This window comes from Methanolobus sp. ZRKC2 (assembly GCF_045291185.1).
Taxonomy (GTDB): Archaea; Halobacteriota; Methanosarcinia; order Methanosarcinales; family Methanosarcinaceae; genus Methanolobus.
In genome coordinates, this window is sequence record NZ_CP146980.1 from 1,520,506 (window position 1) to 1,538,414 (window position 17,909).

At 43.6% G+C, this 17,909-nt stretch carries 15 protein-coding genes; 2 read left to right on the plus strand and 13 right to left on the minus strand.

What is annotated here, in order from left to right; translation table 11 throughout:
- The first annotated feature begins 10 nt into the window (after positions 1-10).
- Together nifE and V7O62_RS07110 are read left to right on the plus strand one after the other, a co-directional pair.
- Positions 11-1,510, plus strand: a complete 1,500-nt coding sequence (gene nifE / locus V7O62_RS07105; RefSeq protein ID WP_406655555.1) for a nitrogenase iron-molybdenum cofactor biosynthesis protein NifE — start codon at positions 11-13, stop codon at positions 1,508-1,510.
- Positions 1,507-2,925: a nitrogenase component 1 gene (locus V7O62_RS07110; RefSeq protein ID WP_406655556.1), complete on the plus strand. Its 1,419-nt coding sequence runs from the start codon at positions 1,507-1,509 to the stop codon at positions 2,923-2,925. The genes nifE and V7O62_RS07110 overlap by 4 nt, the downstream gene beginning before the upstream one ends.
- Before the next feature lie 60 nt (positions 2,926-2,985).
- On the opposite strand, the gene V7O62_RS07115 is transcribed toward V7O62_RS07110, so the two are convergent.
- The 13 genes from V7O62_RS07115 to V7O62_RS07175 all read right to left on the minus strand — a co-directional run bounded on the left by V7O62_RS07115 (position 2,986) and on the right by V7O62_RS07175 (position 17,909).
- On the minus strand, positions 2,986-3,714 hold the full coding sequence (locus V7O62_RS07115) for a hypothetical protein (protein WP_406655557.1): 729 nt from the start codon (positions 3,712-3,714) through the stop codon (positions 2,986-2,988).
- 43 nt (positions 3,715-3,757) lie between these two features.
- Positions 3,758-9,718 (minus strand): 6-bladed beta-propeller, encoded by a 5,961-nt coding sequence (locus V7O62_RS07120; RefSeq protein WP_406655558.1) that lies wholly within the window; start codon positions 9,716-9,718, stop codon positions 3,758-3,760.
- A gap of 195 nt (positions 9,719-9,913) precedes the next feature.
- Positions 9,914-10,495, minus strand: a complete 582-nt coding sequence (locus V7O62_RS07125) for a nitroreductase family protein (protein ID WP_406655559.1) — start codon at positions 10,493-10,495, stop codon at positions 9,914-9,916.
- A 5-nt stretch (positions 10,496-10,500) separates the two neighbouring features.
- A complete protein-coding gene (locus V7O62_RS07130; protein WP_406655560.1) occupies positions 10,501-10,848 on the minus strand; it encodes a ferredoxin-thioredoxin reductase catalytic domain-containing protein in 348 nt (115 codons plus the stop codon).
- 10 nt (positions 10,849-10,858) lie between these two features.
- Positions 10,859-11,107, minus strand: coding sequence for a glutaredoxin family protein (locus tag V7O62_RS07135; protein WP_406655561.1), 249 nt, complete (start codon positions 11,105-11,107; stop codon positions 10,859-10,861).
- Positions 11,107-11,424 carry a Rieske (2Fe-2S) protein gene (locus V7O62_RS07140; RefSeq protein ID WP_406655562.1) on the minus strand — a complete coding sequence of 106 codons (318 nt, stop codon included), beginning with the start codon at positions 11,422-11,424 and terminating at the stop codon, positions 11,107-11,109. Before V7O62_RS07140 ends, V7O62_RS07135 begins: the two co-directional genes overlap by 1 nt.
- A 32-nt stretch (positions 11,425-11,456) precedes the next feature.
- Positions 11,457-11,771 carry a Rieske (2Fe-2S) protein gene (locus V7O62_RS07145; protein ID WP_406655564.1) on the minus strand — a complete coding sequence of 105 codons (315 nt, stop codon included), beginning with the start codon at positions 11,769-11,771 and terminating at the stop codon, positions 11,457-11,459.
- A 97-nt stretch (positions 11,772-11,868) separates the two neighbouring features.
- Positions 11,869-12,855: a transglutaminase domain-containing protein gene (locus V7O62_RS07150; protein WP_406655565.1), complete on the minus strand. Its 987-nt coding sequence runs from the start codon at positions 12,853-12,855 to the stop codon at positions 11,869-11,871.
- Between the two features lie 165 nt (positions 12,856-13,020).
- Positions 13,021-14,265 (minus strand): ABC transporter permease, encoded by a 1,245-nt coding sequence (locus tag V7O62_RS07155; RefSeq protein ID WP_406655566.1) that lies wholly within the window; start codon positions 14,263-14,265, stop codon positions 13,021-13,023.
- On the minus strand, positions 14,262-15,641 hold the full coding sequence (locus V7O62_RS07160) for a COG1361 S-layer family protein (RefSeq protein ID WP_406655567.1): 1,380 nt from the start codon (positions 15,639-15,641) through the stop codon (positions 14,262-14,264). The genes V7O62_RS07155 and V7O62_RS07160 overlap by 4 nt, the downstream gene beginning before the upstream one ends.
- 5 nt (positions 15,642-15,646) lie before the next feature.
- Positions 15,647-16,399, minus strand: a complete 753-nt coding sequence (locus V7O62_RS07165) for an ABC transporter ATP-binding protein (RefSeq protein WP_406655568.1) — start codon at positions 16,397-16,399, stop codon at positions 15,647-15,649.
- A 9-nt stretch (positions 16,400-16,408) separates the two neighbouring features.
- Positions 16,409-16,783 carry a hypothetical protein gene (locus V7O62_RS07170; RefSeq protein ID WP_406655569.1) on the minus strand — a complete coding sequence of 125 codons (375 nt, stop codon included), beginning with the start codon at positions 16,781-16,783 and terminating at the stop codon, positions 16,409-16,411.
- A 220-nt stretch (positions 16,784-17,003) separates the two neighbouring features.
- A complete protein-coding gene (locus V7O62_RS07175; protein ID WP_406655570.1) occupies positions 17,004-17,909 on the minus strand; it encodes a helix-turn-helix transcriptional regulator in 906 nt (301 codons plus the stop codon).

Genomic DNA, 17,909 nt, shown 5'->3' on the forward strand with positions numbered 1-17,909 from the left:
GAGTGAGAACATGCCAGACATTACAAGTGTGATAAACACGCTGGATGAAAGACAACCATACATCGCCCTGAAGCAGGCAAAGAAGAGCAGTCAGCTTGCCTGTGATAATACATCCATCGCCGGTTCAATGAGCCAGAGAGCCTGTGTATATTCAGGAGCACGTGTGGCATTAAATCCCGTAACCGATGCAATACACCTTGTACACGGTCCCATCGGGTGTGCAAGCTACACCTGGGATATCAGAGGTAGCCTGTCAAGCAATAAGGAAACGTTCCGTACCAGCTTCTCAACCGACATGAAAGAACTTGACGTAGTATTCGGTGGTGAGAAAAAACTCTCCAAGTGCATCGACGAACTTGTCGAGCTATACAATCCTCCGGTCATCTTTGTCTATTCAACCTGTATTGTCGGTATAATCGGCGATGATCTTGAAGCGGTTTGTAAGGAAGCAACCGAAAGAGTTGGTATACCGGTATTACCTGTAAAGTCAGAAGGATTCAAGGGAACAAAGTCCGACGGATACAAAGCAGCATGTAATGCACTCATGCATCTTGTCGGAACAAAAGAACCTGAAATCACATCTGAGTACAGGATCAACATACTTGGCGACTACAATGTGGCAGGAGATGTCTGGCTGGTAAAACCTCTTTTTGAGAAGATGGGAGTACAGGTTATTACTTCGATGACAGGAGATGCAACAGCAGATAGTATCTCAAAAGCACACGGAGCCCAGTTGAACCTGGTACAGTGCTCAGGTTCCATGACATTCCTTGCAAAATGGATGAAGAAGGAATTCGGAATTCCTTTCCGCAAGGTAAGCTACTTTGGAATAGAGGATCTTGCAATTGCCCTCAGGACAGTAGCTGAGTTCTTTGATTCTGAAGAGATGATGAAGACTGCTGAAGAACTAATCGAGCATGAAACAAAGAGGATTATGCCTGAGATAGAAGCAATCAGAAACAGGCTTCAGGGAAAGACCGCTGCTATTTACATGGGCGGTGCTGCCAAGGCATTAACACTTATCAAAGGTTTCCGCGAGCTTGGAATGGAAGTCGTTATAATAGGTACACAAACGGGAAAGCGAGATGACTATAAGCAAATTAGCTACCAGGTAAAGGATGGCACGGTAATCGTAGACGATGCAAATCCGTTGGAACTTGCCGACCTCCTTGTAAAACAGAAGGCAGACCTGATGGTTGCAGGTGTCAAGGAAAGGTTCCTTGCCTACAAGCTTGGTGTAGCTTTCTGTGATTTCAATCATGACAGAGTCATTGAGTTTGAGGGTTACGACGGTTTTCTGAACTTTGCAAGAGAGCTGGATGCTTCCATAAACAGTCCTGTATGGAAAGCATACGGAAGCAAGTTAAAGCCAGCCGTTGGTGAAGATTCGGCTGTTGAGGAGGATTCCGGTCTGAGGACAGAAAACGGGACAAAACTGAGAAAGGCAATGAAGGAGAGAAATAATATGCAAGATCTCAATACCAATACACTACAGGGGTCAATGGCATGACTGAGAGAAATCATACTACTGTTAATCCCTGCATCATGTGTCAGCCCATAGGCAGTGTAATGGCATTCAAGGGGATAGAGAACTCCATGGTACTGTTACACGGTTCACAGGGATGCAGCACCTACATGAGACTGCATCTTGCACATCACTTCAGGGAACCCGTAGATATCGGATCGAGTTCTCTGAGTGAGAAGGGAGCCGTATACGGGGGCAGCGAGAACCTTAAGAAGGGTCTTAAAAACCTCATCCTGCGTTACAATCCAAAGGTCATAGGCGTATCTACAACCTGTCTTGCCGAAACCATAGGAGATGACATCGGACGTATCATCGACGAGTTCAGGGAAGAAGAAACGGAGCTTTCAAATGACCTGATAATTATTCCCGTACCAACACCCAGCTATGAAGATAGCCACAATAGTGGTTATATTAAGGCTGTAGAAGCTATTGTTAAGGAATTCACTATCGGAGAAGATGCAAGTGACATTTTCAATAATAAGCTCAATGTAGTACTTTCAGAGAATATTTCTCCCGAAGACACACGCAAACTCAAGGGCATATTATCCGACACCATTGGCTCTAATTCCTTCATTTTCCTCCCGGATATCTCGGAAACTTTTGACGCACCCATGACAGGAGAGCTTCAGAAGATATTCCCCGGAGGAACTACCCATGCCGATATAGTGGATATGAAGAACAGTGCTGCTACCATTGGCCTGGGAATCACTAACGATAACAGAGCAGTCAGTTATCTGGAACAGACATTCGATATCCCTTCATGGAATCTGCCACTACCCATAGGATTGGAATACACTGACAGGTTACTGGCTGCACTGTCCAAGATAGCAGGAACGGACATACCTGAAGACTACCAGAAGGAAAGGGGGCGTCTGATAGATGCCATGGTGGATTCACATAAGTACGTCTATGGCATCAAGGTAGCTATTTACGGAGATCCGAACAATATTTTGGGAATGCTTTCCCTTGTACTTGAAAATGGTATGCATCCGATACTGGTCGTAGCTTCCAGCAAATCTCCAAAATTTGCAGAATATGCAATGGAAAGGGTAAAACAGGTTAAGCCGGACTGCGATGTTACAATACTTGAGGATGTGGACTTTGACTCATTCAATGATGCTGTAAGAAAGGCAAAACCTGAAATGCTAATAGGGAACTCCAATGGCAAGTACATTGCAAAGGAGATGGGAATACCTCTTGTAAGGGTTGGTTTCCCCATACATGATCGCGTAGGAGCCCAAAGAGTACTTGCTATGGGATATCGCGGCGCAATGGAAATACTTGACAGGATCACGAATACAATTCTGGAAGCGCAAGAGGAGAAGCTCGCTGCGAAATGGTCCGAACCGGAAAGCTATGTTCCGCTCGGCGAGGATTCATTTCACTCCGCAGAAGCGTGAAGAAAATACTAAAAACGTTTGATAGGGTTTGGAATCTGTCCTCCAAACCCGACCTATTTTTTATTCGGGCTTTAAAGGTGCTTCAATCTCGATTTCTTCATCATAGCTGGAAATATCTACCCTGTTGTTTATGATAACCGGCGACATCAAACCCTGCACCTTCATCAGGAACTCAATATGAGTTTCAATGGAAATGATATGATAAGTTTCATCATCGATCAGGTATCTTACATAATAATCCCTTAACTGCTCGTCTCCCTGAAGGTCCAGACCAACTTTACCTGCCTCCTGAACCAAATTATTTTTGTCAGGAATTGCAGTCAGTACTATACCGGAATCTGTTCTCTGCATGCTCAGGTTTGTGGATTCATCCAAAAGAAGGTTTTTCTGAGACAGCTGATCATAGCTCTTCCAGGTTTGATCGTTGAGATTCTTCTTTTCCCAGGAATTATTATTTTTCTTAAAATAAGCATTTTCATCAACAACGACCAGATTCATCGAATCTTCTGCTGAAGAAAATGCAATTTTCATCCTTCCATTTTTGTAATCCACAGAACCGTTTCCACTCATAATGGATAGTGATTCACCAAGGATGGAAATATTGCTGCCCATGCCAAAATGATAGGAACTGATATCTTCAGAGACATAGATTACTCTGCCCGCAAGTGAATACGGATCATTGATCTCCCGATATTCCGCGTAATAAAGGGCGAAAAGAAGAAGTAAACAAACAATAGCAACAGCAGCAAAGAGCTGCTTGTTACTTTTTTCTTTATCTGAAGAGTCCAATCAGATCACCCGTTTTCATAATCAAATGATTCATGATTCCGCTTTATTCCTTTCGCCGGAAAGCCACCAGATAAGCTAACAGTGCTACAATGGCAATGGCAGCTATCCACGGGAGGGATTTCAAGGGACTGTCCTCTGGCGTTTGCTCACCCTCAAATGCTCCATCCAGCTCTGCAGGATCAGTTGATATTGCAGACTCAGCTTCTACTGAAGTTACCGATCTATACGGATTCAATGGGTCATCATCTTCCGAATCAATAATGCCGTCATTATCAGTGTCCTGGTTGAATGGGTCTGTCCCCATCCTGCGCTCAATGAAATCGTAGAGGCCATCACGATCAGAATCGAGGGGATGATCGTCATCTTTCTTTCCATCTGCAGTAGCTTCAATCCTTTCGGCACCGGCAAGTCCGTACATACTGAAATGGGATACATTGGCCCACATATAGCCCTCGTATTCCACGCCATCGATTATCTCATTGTCCGTATTTATTCCAACACCACTCACCCAGTCCATGTCAGTTGTAAGCTTTTCCCAGTTGCCACTGGTCTCATTGAACCAGATCATTGACAGGGAGGATTCATCAATATCCCCTGCATCATTGCCGTCAAGATCGCCGGTCCTGTCAAGGTCACGGGCAGTATAATAAATGACTATCATAGCCCTCTGGATATTGTTGAAAGTTCCGTTTATGACATTCTCGCTGACATTGATGTCAAGGTACTTCACACCTGATCCGCCTGAAGCCAGGCCATATGTCATGTTTTCAGGAAGTTCGTCCTTGTTGTAATGTGTGAGTTCTATAGAAGGTTTTACAGGATTCCTGAGCTCAACCATAACATAAAGTCCCATCTTATCTATTGCATCTGCCCTGAACTCACTTACAACATCCGGATATCCCATTTCACCGGAATCAGTCTTGAACAGTTCAAGCACCCTGTAATGATCATTCGGATACGGATGTGAGAGCATAACAACAGTCTGGTTATCGGCCCATACATCATACTCGACAGCAAACCTTTCGTAATCGGATGCCTTCATCGAATCCAGGGTATCAGGTGCCACGGAAGCCAATATGTTCATAGTCATATTACCTGTAGTGGTATTATCAATTCCAGGCCTTCCTACAAACAGTATATTTTCTTTATCAGAATAATTCCCGATGTTTTCCGGCTGGAAAATAGTTACATTGGTATATTCTCCAAGTTCCTCTATAAGCTGAAGAGTATCTTCATTTTCATCGAAGCTCACCCAGATTCTCTCGACATTGGATGCGAATGAATATGGATCAACAGAGTCATTCAAGCCGTTCCCATCTGTGTCCCCGTTTGTCGGATCAGTACCGTTATTGAGTTCGAACATATCGGGAAGGCCATCTCCGTCGGTATCGTTATTCTTCGGATTCATTCTCTTCTCGACTTCCTTTCCGTCAGGCACACCATCCTTATCGGTATCGTTATTCGTTGCACTGGTATTGTAAAGGAGCTCATAACCGTCAGGTAGGCCATCTCCATCAGAATCCGGGTTCCTTGGATTGCCCTTTTTCTCCTTTTCCGACTTATCGAACATCAAGTCACCATCAGAATCCGGGTTTTTCGGATCTGAGCCAAATTCCTGTTCTTCACTGTCGGTCAGGCCATCACCATCAGTATCCTTCTTTTTCGGATCAGAGTTGAAGTGGAACTCTTCATAATCAGTCAGGCCGTCATTGTCACTATCTGCCTTTTTAGGATTACTTCCAAAGATGATCTCAGTACCATCATCCAGGCCTTCACCGTCGGTATCGTAGTGTGTGATGTTCGTGCCTAGGATGATCTCGACAAAGTCACTCAGGCCATCGTCATCAGTATCGACATCACGTGGATTAGACGAATTATTGTATTCTTCAAGATCCGTCAGGCCATCATGATCAGTGTCTTCCATCAGGAGTTCACTGTCCACATGGATTGCAAATGTACCACTGGAATTCGTGAAGGTCACATTCCATCCTGCGGTTTCATTGTTGTCAAACAGGCCATCGCCATCAGTATCGATCGTATCAGATACGATACGTGGTGGAAGACCTGTTACCTGGGAGAATTTCTGGATACGGCTGTTTCCTGAATCTGCAACATAGATATACTCATCTAAATCAACTGCTATTCCTGTCGGGGATTTGAATTCACCATCATTTTCACCGTACTGTCCCCATCTCGTTATGAAAAAACCATCTGAGCTGAATTTCTGGATATGATTATTGCCAGCATCAGCAATATAAACACACTCCTTGGTGTCAACAGCGAGTCCTTCAGCCCAGCTGAAATTCTTGTCAGCAGATCCTTCACTTCCCCATCGATCTATGAAAATACCATTTCGGTCAAATTTGAATATTCCATTGTTGGTAGAATCGTAACCGTCGGTGATATAGAAACTGCCGTCATCAGAGATAACCATCCTATTAGGACTTTCAAACACCTTATCTCCATCCGTGAATGTTAAATTCTCAACCAGCTTTCCGCTTGAATTGAATTTTTGAATAACAGAACCATACAGAGGACTGTATATGAAATCATCAGCATCAATAGCAAAGGTACGACTGGAACTTGTGTCCCATGAAGTTATGAAACTACCATTGGAATCGAATTTTTGGATACGGTTGAGGGGATCAAGAACATAAATGCTGCCATCAGAATCAACTGCAAAATCGTTTATGTACTGGAACTCACCGTCACCTTCTCCATAAGTACCCCATTTGGTAATGAAATTCCCGCTTGAATCAAATTTCTGAATGCGGTTACTCTCCGGATCTGCAACATAAACATAACCGTAATCATCCACTTCAATTGTTGCTGCATAAGTGAATTGTCCGTCACCTGCACCTTCACTACCCCATTTTGTTTCGAAATTCACATAGGTCATATGTTGCGGGTCGGGTTCATCTGTGATTCCGTCTCCGTTCGTATCTTTTGACATTGGATTCAGGTAACTCCAGTATTCCATCTGGTCACCAATACCATCTCCATCGCTGTCAGGCAAAAGTGGATCGGAGTGGACAGTCATATTGAAAGTATGATTGCTGTAGTTGAAACTGATATCCCAGCCATTGATTTCCTTGAAATCGGACATGTTGTCCCCGTCGGTATCGGGGTCTGTGAGATTCGTGCCGTAGATAAGTTCCATTTTATCATTGAGACCGTCGCCATCCCTGTCTGAACTGGAAGGATCTGAACCCAAAGTGTTTACCTCAAACTTATCACTTAATCCGTCTCCATCAGCATCCCAGCCCCATGGATATGGATCAATATCATTATCAAGACCATCGTAATCGTGATCTTCTGAAGAAATGTGGTACCAATCTGCAAGATCACCAACATTACCAGGAAGGACATCGAAGTAAAGCATATCGATTTCACTTGTCACAGTACCGGTGTCATTCATAGTTGTGTATTTATATCCATTCCAGAAGTCCCACTCTATCCTGCGGTCAGTATATATTACCTTATAGTCAGCATTGAATACAATCGGGACAGGGAAGTTGACGGTACCTTCAACAGGCTCTATCCATGCACCCACCTCATAGGTGGTATTCCTGTAATTCGGATATGATTCGACAGTTGCCACGGTGTTGGTGAACTCACCATAATCTGACTTCCAGTAGGAAACCGGTGTATCTCCTGTCATCCATCGCCTGATATTGTAGTGCGGAACAACATAACTATCCTGGACATCCTTCCAGGTTCCGTCCGCTGTCTTTGTGATAGTCCCGTTTATACGGCTCTTGAAAGTGATCCTGTCACCTGCACTCAATCCGTTGCTGTCATGATCTTCCATATCAAGTGAAGTATCAATTATGTCCAGGGAATACTCCGTGTTAGGATAGGTCTGATGGAATTTGCTCACGACCCATGCCGCAAAGTCAGAGAAACCTAGCCCGAAGAAGCCGAGTATGAAGTCAACAAGGCCTATAAGCCCAAGAATAATGCCTCCTACCAGTGCGATTATCCATCCTACGTAAGGTATGAACCCACATGCAAGGAGGATGACACCAATAGCAAGCATCACAGCAGCGTATGTTATCATAATAGCAGCATAGACCGCACCCTGGAAAGTACCGGTATTCGACCAGCCCTCGCTCATGGCGATCTTAAAGAAACCCCATATGGCAAAACCAACTTCCAGTGCAAATCCTATTACCAGCATAACCACACCGATTACAGAAAGGACTTTACCCAGACCATTTAAGCACTTGACAATAGAACCTACGGTTTTGATAGCTTTGTCCAGTGATTTGCTCGTGGTCAGTAAAATGCCCAGAAATCCCTTTGCAGCTTCAAGAACATAATTTACTGAAAAGAAGACCCTGTATCCTATTTCCGTTACATTGGAAACAAGGTCTGCAAAAGCGGAAGTGGCAAAGAAACCAATGCTGATCCAGGACTGGATGCTGTCTATAATATCAATTTCTTCCAGATTACCGAAATCGGTCAGCAAATCGCCTGTCTTTGTGACCTTTGACTCGCCCACATTCCAGACAATTGACAGGGCCATAACGGATGTCAGGGTATCCTCATTCACATTGACCGCTTCACCCCACTTTTTTAGTTCGCTTAGCAGGGATCCGGTATCTGCTGGAGAGTTATCCGCCGTATTATACCAGTTTGTCTTCAGGGTTTTTAAGGAAATGATGGGGTCACCGCTGATATCAATTGAAATATCGTTACCAACTATATGAGAACCTGAATCAATCTCAGAGAGGTCTTTCTTTGCAAAATCATTCTGCAATGCTGTGATTATCGGAAGAACACGGTTATCCGGAAGAGAATCAAGGGCATTGGGTGTCATTCTGGTAGTAAGACCCTGTAGTCCGAGATCACGGTGCTCAAAACTCTCTATATTAGATGAAATAGCAATATTGTGACTGGAAAGTTCCTGTGGCATATCCTGAACAGTGGACTGGTTATTTCTCAGGAATGAATATGCAAGCATGAAATTACTGGCTACACTCTGATTCAGGTCACCGGTGTAGAAAATACCAACATCACTGCCATAACTTTCCTCAACACTGAAACCAGTCAGGGTGAATTTTTCCCTGTATGATACAATAGTGGTGGTATCTGTAATTATCGTAACATTGGTTTCATCCAGGCTGTCTGTCTTCGCCTGCACAAGCCACAGAAGACTTGCATTTACATGAACATCAGTAGTGTTGGACTGGGGATAGAACATCTTTCCTGCAAGGGCAGTTTCCCCTCCTATGCCGTTGACCTGGAAAAGCGGAACATATGCCCTGTTTCCGGAAATACCTATACCATAGTCTTCTACTTCCGACTGTTTCGGAACAGAATCCATTGTAAGCTCAAGCAGAGGGATCAGATGCAAGTCATCTGTGGAATTATCAAGATCCTGCATCGTGCTTTTATTATCATAAGGCCAGTCCCACTTCTGATAGGCAAGTCTTACATGATCAGGCTCCTCGGGAAGAAGCTGGAAATCCATGTAGACAGGATTACCGTTTGTCTTGAGATCAAAATTAAAAGTTTCATAATCTATTGAACGTGCAAAAGGTGAAGGGTCCACATTGTCCTCTACACCATCATCATCATTGTCGAAATCCCATATGTTAGACAGTCCGTCTCCATCAACATCAAGGGATGGTACATCAATCACCTCAAAGTTATCAGCAAGACCATCATAATTAGAATCCAGCTCCAGTGGATCGGAGAGGTAAACCACTGATTCATTATAATCGTCAAGTTGGTCAAAATCAGAATCAGCATTGTTAATATCGGTCCCAAGAATAGATTCCACAGAATCCGGCAATCCGTCACCATCAGTATCAACCGGATCTGTTGTAACATCTATAAGCCGCTGGACATCCAGGCCGTTGTTGGAAGGAGTCTGCGCTTTTATCTGGGAAAGCATTGATAAGGCCACAACAGTGTCCTTAGGGACGTAAGAATCATCTTTCTCAAACAGATCTTCACTGCTCGCTGCCGCTGCAGGATAGAATTGAGCAAGTAACAAAACTATAACAACAAGTACTTTAAATAATGTTTTTCGACAAATAGTACCACCACGTGGGTGGTTTAGAAAGTTATTATATAAGTAAGTTACTACTGTGTTAAATATATAAGATTTGTCGAATAGAAAAAAACCAATAACCTAAGCAAAAACCAGAAAAACAGAATATACAAAAAACGACAGGAAAATATTCCTGCCTCAGTGAACCCAGACTATTTGAGGGTCCTGTCTCGGTGGCCTTTCCACAATCTTTCCTTCGTATCCGAATACAATAGGTGCTATGACCTTGTAATCATAGGGTATTCCGAGTTCGCTCATGAACTCCTCATTGTCCTGGATGAAACATGCCGTACCCACCCAGCAGCTGCCGATACCCATTGAATGGGCTGCAAGCATCATATTCTGTGCGCACATGGAACAATCATAATCCGTGGTGAAACCTGCATTGCTTCCGAGTACAATTACAAGCAAAGGAGCATTGTAGAAGATGTCAAAATCTTCTTGTGACAATCTTTTTCTGAATTCCGATACATTTTCATTTGGCAAATCCTGAAGCTGTGCAAGCAAACGTGGTTTGCAATAATCGGACATCCGCTTCATCATTTCCCTGTTCTGAATTACAACAAAGAACCAGGGTTCCGATCCGAAACCCGTTGGAGCATGTATTCCGGCATCTATTATTGTGTTTATTGAATCCTCACTCACCTGTTTGTCAACATAGTCACGGACACTTTTCCTTGTTTTTATGTTCCGTATGACTTCATTCTCTTCCCCCACCATTTATTTCACTCCTTCTTTCTTGATTCCTCAAACTCCTTTTTGGATATCTGAAGAAGCTCATCAGGATCCTCAACGTCCTTATGAACATACAGGCCACACCAGCAACGTTTCATTGCATCAAAGTGTTCCCTGTGAAAAGGTATGCAAGGGCATACCAGTTGCATGTCATGTTCCCGCTCACCTGTCAATCCCTGGCACGGGCAAAATGGATGACCTTTCTCCTTTTCCAGCATCACTTCCTGTTCCAGAAGGAAATCAACAAGTTCCTCATCAGGACTATATTTGTAACCCAGAGGATCGATCACCCTCTGGAACATTGTCCTTAACTTTTCTTTACGCTTCTCAGTATCCATCAGCTTCCCCTCATGATTCCAGCAATTTTGAGTATTTTTTGGGATTGTAGCCAACGACAACATCTTCTCCTATCTTGACGAAAGGGAAAGACATTTCCTCTCCGTGTAACCGGCAATCCTCCCTGATCATCTCACGGGTATCATCATCTGCTTTATCGTAATCAGTGTACTCATAGGGAATATCCCGTTCCCTGAAATATTTCTTTGCACGCATGCACCAGGGACAGGTACTAAGAGTATACAGTACCACTTTCTTCATTAAAGATCACCTTCCATATTAACAAAGACCTGTCCGTCAGAAACTTTTGTATCGTAAACAGGAGCTTTTATCTCCGGTGCAGTTAAGAACTCACCGCTTTTTATGTCGAACTTCCAGTCATGACAGGGACATTCTACAGTATATCCATCCAGGACTCCTTTTGAAAACGGACAGCCCATGTGAGGACATTTGTTGGACATTGCGTAAAAATTTCCCTCCTGCCTGACCAGAAGTATTGCATTACTTTCCAAAAGCACCGGCTTCTTCTCACCGTCGCCAAGTTCATTTTCATTTATAGCAAAGACCCATGAAGCCAAAAACCTACACCTTCCAATAAGGATTAAAATTTTCAAAGCAGGACAAATATTTCCCCGTCTTCGACCTTGTTCTCATAAGTTTCGAGAGTTGTGCTATCATCTCCGAGATGCTTACCGGTCCTTATATCGTATTCCCAGCCGTGACAGCCACATTTCAGGATATATGCATCGCTGAAAGTGCCCTTGGAAAGACGACAACCCTTGTGAAGACATTTCCCGTAGAGAGAGTATATAGTTCCTTCCTTCTTTGTAAGAAGTACGGGAGTTCCCTTTACTCTGGAAAACTCTATTTTTCCTTCACTCAGATCTTTTTCGTTCATTGCAAAGAACCAGGATTTCTCGGGCATCTGATAACCTCCCATATTAAGCAGGGATTCAAAAATATAAATAATTGTCGTGGAGCCTATCCAAGTTATCAGAAAGGGAAAAACCCGGAAATAAAAATCAATAATAACCGGATGATATGCTCATCCAGTTATCAGGTGCATTGCCAATACGGTTCCCAATGTCAATGAAGTACTCATTGTTGTAGTAATACCAGATCTCCAGAACAGAATATCCTTCATCCCTGAAGTAATAGTAACCCGTTTCCGAGGAATCAGAATCAACAAGTTCCGACTTGTTGTCATCATAGTAGGGCCCTACAGTGGCGTCCAGAGGGAACCATCGGCCTTCTTCATAAACCTCTACCCATGCATGGCCTCCTACAACATCTCCGAAACTTACCTCTCCTATGGCGACCCTTACGGAACTCTCATCATATTCACCAGATGCGATCAGCAGGGATGCAAGTGCGTTGGCCTGGTCTTCACAATCACTCACAATGCTTCCCTCAAGCGGGTTGGAAGTGTATTCAGGGGAATCATACAGGAACTCCGAAGGAGTCAGCCAGGATTCTTGCCTGCCGGTAAGAGTCATATCCGAGACCCATACCCACGAAACTGCTTTTTCGTATATCTCATATTTGTCATCCAGTCCCTCCTCTTCAAGATAAGACAGAATGGCATCCTCGTATGGAGTAACATATTCCTGGAAATGCGAGATTCCCCTGACAACATGAGTATTCTGCTTCAGGAAATCTGAAAGCTCGCTCCTGTCAAGTACTTCATCCTTCACAACTACCCGAGGGTTATAAGCCATCTGTTTTTCCTTATTATATGCGGGAACATTTGCAGGAACAAACAGGCGATTGCTGCGGAACATAGGTGCATTCCCCATTGAACCGGATCTTTGATTTGCAAAGGCATGGCGACCTTCCGAAGAAATTGTTCCGGAATCTGCTTTGTTATTCTGGGAGCTTTCTGAAACTCCCTGTGATTCAACCTGAGACGAATTACCTGATATTCCGTCAAAAATTTCGTCACCAAGGGCTGTATAGACCGAACATAATACGACCATTGATAACAGCAAGTACACTACTGGCTTATTCATAATCCTCACCTCATTTATTCAAGAACAGGCTTTTCACTCGATCTTGTTACATATACTCCTTTTTTCACTAATCCTTTCAGGCATCTGTGCAAGTAATCTTACCATTGTCCTACCTGAAGCAGGAGACCGCTTCAGGTGAAACGATTCCCTACTCAGGAAGGGACTTTATTCATACCTCAACGCATCCACCGGCTTCATCTTGGAAGCATTGTATGCCGGAATCACACCCGAAAGAACTCCTATGCCAACGGCTATGGAAATACCCAGCAGCATAAGCTCGGGGGCAATAGTGGAACCCATGGATGAGCGCATCATTGAAATTCCAAGGTACGGCAGCATGGAGGATAATCCGAGACTCAGTATTATACCGAGAACACCTCCCACAAAGCCCACAAGTGCGGAATTTACAAGGAAAATCATGAGAATATCCCTGTTCTTAGCTCCTATGGCCTTCATGGTACCGATCTCTCTTGTCTTTTCCAGTACAGATGTAAACATTGTGTTTGCAATTCCTACAGAACCGACCACAAGGGATACACCTGCTATGGCTCCCAGGAAAAGGGTCATTGAATCCATCATCTCACTTGCGGATTCGGCCGATGAAAGAGAATCAGATACCGTGAAATCCCTGTCATCGTCATTAATAACATGCCTGGAGATCATGAGTTTCTCTTCGACAGCACCCACCACTGTCTCTACATTATCGACATCATCCGCTTTTACGACTATGGAATCATAGACATCATCCTCCGCATCTTCGATGATCTCCACAGCCGAATCTATCGGCATGATGATAGAATTATCGCTTTCACCATCTGCCAGTATACCTACTACTCTGTAAGATTTGCCTTCGATTGTAAGCACACGGTTCAAACCGACTTCCTCATCGAACATTTCATGGGCTATCCTGTAACCTATGACCACTGCATTGTTATCAGTGGTATCCAGCAATCTGCCGGAATCCAGATCATATGTCACAGTGTACTGCCATACCTGGGGATCAACACCTGTCACTGAAAGATCCGCAGTTTCACCCATGAAATAGACTTCCATACCGCTGTCGGATATCTTACCATAAATGTAATCCACATTCTCGACCAGTTTTATGGCCATGATATCCTTATCGGTCAGTTCCGCGTCGGAAGAAGATGAACCACCTCCTCCCCCTCCTCCGGGACCAAATTTACCAAAACCTGACTGGGCCTTGGTGTAACCCGGGGTGATCGTTATTGATGTAAGGTCCATATCGGCAAATCTCTCTTCCATATCTGCTTCCATACTGTCACTAAGTGCCATGATAGTAACAACTGAACCTACACCTATGACAATACCTATTATGGTGAGCCAGCTTCTGATCTTACTGTGAACCAGGATATTTGTAGCAAGCTTAAGATAGGTACTTCGCCTCATTGCTTCTCCTGTTTCAATACATTCCTTTTCAGGTTTCTGAACTGGACACTGAGAGGCTCGTAATTACCTTCTTTGAGCATCTTCCTCTTTCTGTAATTGAAAGCCACAACCAGGGCTACCAGAAGCACAGCACCATACAACAGGTAATTGTTTCCGGATGATTGTTGTTTTCTTCCCGGACCCACGCCTGCTGCTGTGGTCCCACCGGTCAGCTCTTCTACCTGAACCGACTTTTCAACTGAAAGTCTCTGGCCTGTAGAATCAGTATACTCGATAAGAACAAGAAGTTCGTTTCTGGAAGACATTCCCTCTTTCATCGCTGCCTTCTCCTCATCTGTCATCTCTGAAAAGTCGGAGCGTGCCTGTGCGATACCGGAAGAATCTTTTTCTGCGGAAGTCGTTGAGCCTGCCTGGGATATGGCGAATGATGTGATGGTATAGTCTCCCTTTTCAAGGTTACCGACTATTGTTGAAGTACTCCCTGTAGCCAGGAAATTGTCCTGCTCCGGTATTGAAACCTTGACAGAATAAGCTTCGTTGTTACCTACATTTGCAAGGGAAAGGGACACTTCACCCACATCGCTCTCAGAATAACTGAGGTCGAAATCCGTATTGCCTCCTACAAACAAACCTGCCCTGGTTTCTATGGTGTTGGTGTTGGAATCATAGTCCTCAAATTCAAGAGTGATATCAAGCTGATACAATCCCGGGACAGCATTCACATCAGACATTAAGGAATATTCCACTGACACTGATTCACCGACATCAAGGTAACTTATGTATTTGGTATTGGATGAGTATACGGGCAGAATAGTACCTGTAGATTCATCCCATGAAACAGCCATATTCTTTAGCGGAGAACTGCCTGTGTTCGTAATAACGAATTCCATGGGTTCAACGGTTGCAACATCGATATAGGATTCACTTATAGTGACAATCTGGGCATACTCCTTACCCTGTATATCCACATCAACTGTTGTAGACATAGTTGAGTCACTTTCACTGTCACTGACAAGTACATCTATTTCATAGATGTCTTCCGCAACGTCTGCATCAACCTTCAGTTTGAATTTGACAAGAGTTGCATCTTCCTCGTCCTGACGGGCTTCAAGGAAAGATATGGTTTTTGTCAGGGATTCTCCCGATAGCTGAGAGAAAGGATACTCAGGTTCTATCTCAATTGCCACATCTGCCAGGTCCTCGTTTCCTATATTCCTCACACTGAAAGTAAGTTCAACTGTTTCACCGGGTCTTGCCGGGTTTGGGCTCTGGGTCATCAGATCCAGCTCTACACCTGATGCGCTGGCAGACATGGCTGCTGATGCTGTGCTTAATGAGAGGATTAATATTAGTGTCAATAACAAAATTTTTTTCATTTTTATCACATTGCTTCACGGTTTTTTATCTCTATACTGTCTACCATTCCGTCTTTGATGTGGACCACACGATCTGCATACCGTGTAAGATCCGGGTCGTGGGTAATCATAATGATAGTTTTACCCTCTTTTTGATGGAGATCACTCAAGAATTCAAGAATGTAATTTCCGGTTTCGCTATCCAGGTTCCCCGTTGGTTCATCAGCGAGGATGACCTTGGGATCAACTGCCAGAGACCTTGCAATTGCAACTCTCTGCCTCTGCCCACCGGACAACTGGGAGGGGAGGTTGTACTTTTTATCAGAGAGACTAACGACATTAAGCAACTCTTCCGCCCTTTTCCAGGACAAATCCGGATCAGCTTCCTGGAATTCAAGAGGAAGCATCACATTTTCGATTGTATTCAATGTAGGAATCAGGTTGAATTGCTGGAAAATAAAACCTATAAGCTGACCTCTGATCTGGGCTAGTTCTGATTCTTGCATTCTGGAAATATCCCTGTTATTCAATTCCACAATGCCTTTGCTTGGAAGGTCCAGGCAGCCCAGGAGGTTCATCATTGTACTTTTCCCGCTTCCACTGGGGCCGAGTATAACGACAAATTCACCATGGAGAATCTCCAGATCAACATTTTTCAAAGCCGCAAATTCGACCTCACCCATCCTGTATATTTTCCAGACATCAGTTAACCTCATAAGGGGAGCTGCTTTGTCCGAAGAGCCTTCAGTGGTCACTAAATTACTGTGATTTTCGTCCATTACAATGCCTCATATTTTCCAGCGAAAATCCTGTTTCTGTTCCTTATGTGAGGAAATGCTCAACAGACGATCCATCTGTTCCGGCGTAAGTTTACGGATCAGCTCCTGTGCAACATAGGATTCTGACGAACTTTTGGATTGTGTATGAAGTTCAGTGAGTTGCTTGAATGTGTCTTTCATATCCTGTCTCCTTTTACTCGATAAGAGGCATCGTGGATAGTAGATGCCCCTTAAACGAGCTGCTGGATGTACGTTGGTGGTATTTGTGGCGCCCCGGATCAGATCATTTTGTCTGGTGATACGGGTGCCACTTTTGGGGGTGGTTGATGATCCGGCAATGTTCTGCCAGACAATTTCCCAATTTGCAGTTTTAAATAAAAGCATACTTACAGGAAAAGACCAAAATGGAGATATAAAATAAAAATAAAGCTTTTAAATCTACGAATATGACTGGTAAACCTTTTTTTAGCAATTAAATCCTTATCAAACCCCATATAAAGGATAGTTAGTCAAAAATGAGAAGAATATTCTGAATACACCAAATGAGAATCTATCATTATCTAGAAAATTATTAAAAAATATATGAATTCAAGGAGAAAGCCCATTACTCATCATCTACAAGAAAGAGAATGTTGCCTCTTCCCTTTTTGTATTTCTGGATTTTTCCCCTCTTTTCAAGATCCAGAAGCATGAGACTGACTTTTCCCTCAGAGTATTTAAGACGGCTACGCATATCCTTTTGCGTCATTCTTCCGCCTTGTGATTCGAGAATATCCAGTATTTCCTGCAAATCCTTGGGAACAGATTCCGGGGAGGTATCCGAAACATCTTCCTGAACTGTTTCCAGGGAGTTGACATCCGGTTCGGATTCTGTTACCGGAATATCAATATCGAAAGATACTGTTGTGGCCTCGGGAAGTATACTTTTATCATCATTTTCATCGACAGCTTTGGTTTGCAACTCTTCATTTGCAATATGTTTCTTTTTCCCGGGTTTTGATTTTGGGAAAAATGTGCGGGTCTTAAAACGCACCTGATAGAGTAGAAGAGCTAAAACCAGAATTCCCACAATTGAAGCGCCTGCAAGCAGATTGCCGCTCTTTGCCTCTGACATTGTTTCTGAGTTTCCTTCAATGCCATTTGCATTAACCATCGTGGACTCAATTTCAGAAGAGTCACTATAAGAAGGCAGAAGTAGCAAGTCAACTACATAGTTACCATCATCAGAAACAGTAATTTCCTCTTCAGCGTAATGTGAAAGAGTACCATCCTGATAATATTTTGCTGTTATCATATAGCTACCGCTAGGAAGTTCAAAGGAATAAACACCGTATTTCGCTACTATTGACTGGGAGGGAGTAGAATTAACCTCTACTATAGCATTGTCAAGCGGCTCAAAGGTACTCCATTCGTAGGCAACGCCATGTACCGTTGCGATTCCCGTCGCACCGGAAAGTCCTGACATAGAAATCAAAATGGCGAGGCAACTTATGTAGTGTATGAACTTCAT

Bases quoted from the DNA above. Each gene is read 5' to 3' on its own strand.
- nifE (WP_406655555.1), top strand. From the start codon at position 11: ATGCCAGACATTACAAGTGTGATAAACACGCTGGATGAAAGACAACCA.
- V7O62_RS07110 (WP_406655556.1), top strand. From the start codon at position 1,507: ATGACTGAGAGAAATCATACTACTGTTAATCCCTGCATCATGTGTCAG.
- V7O62_RS07125 (WP_406655559.1), bottom strand. From the start codon at position 10,495: ATGGTGGGGGAAGAGAATGAAGTCATACGGAACATAAAAACAAGGAAA.
- V7O62_RS07130 (WP_406655560.1), bottom strand. From the start codon at position 10,848: ATGGATACTGAGAAGCGTAAAGAAAAGTTAAGGACAATGTTCCAGAGG.
- V7O62_RS07135 (WP_406655561.1), bottom strand. From the start codon at position 11,107: ATGAAGAAAGTGGTACTGTATACTCTTAGTACCTGTCCCTGGTGCATG.
- V7O62_RS07145 (WP_406655564.1), bottom strand. From the start codon at position 11,771: ATGCCCGAGAAATCCTGGTTCTTTGCAATGAACGAAAAAGATCTGAGT.
- V7O62_RS07150 (WP_406655565.1), bottom strand. From the start codon at position 12,855: ATGAATAAGCCAGTAGTGTACTTGCTGTTATCAATGGTCGTATTATGT.
- V7O62_RS07155 (WP_406655566.1), bottom strand. From the start codon at position 14,265: ATGAGGCGAAGTACCTATCTTAAGCTTGCTACAAATATCCTGGTTCAC.
- V7O62_RS07160 (WP_406655567.1), bottom strand. From the start codon at position 15,641: ATGAAAAAAATTTTGTTATTGACACTAATATTAATCCTCTCATTAAGC.
- V7O62_RS07165 (WP_406655568.1), bottom strand. From the start codon at position 16,399: ATGGACGAAAATCACAGTAATTTAGTGACCACTGAAGGCTCTTCGGAC.
- V7O62_RS07170 (WP_406655569.1), bottom strand. From the start codon at position 16,783: ATGCTTTTATTTAAAACTGCAAATTGGGAAATTGTCTGGCAGAACATT.
- V7O62_RS07175 (WP_406655570.1), bottom strand. From the start codon at position 17,909: ATGAAGTTCATACACTACATAAGTTGCCTCGCCATTTTGATTTCTATG.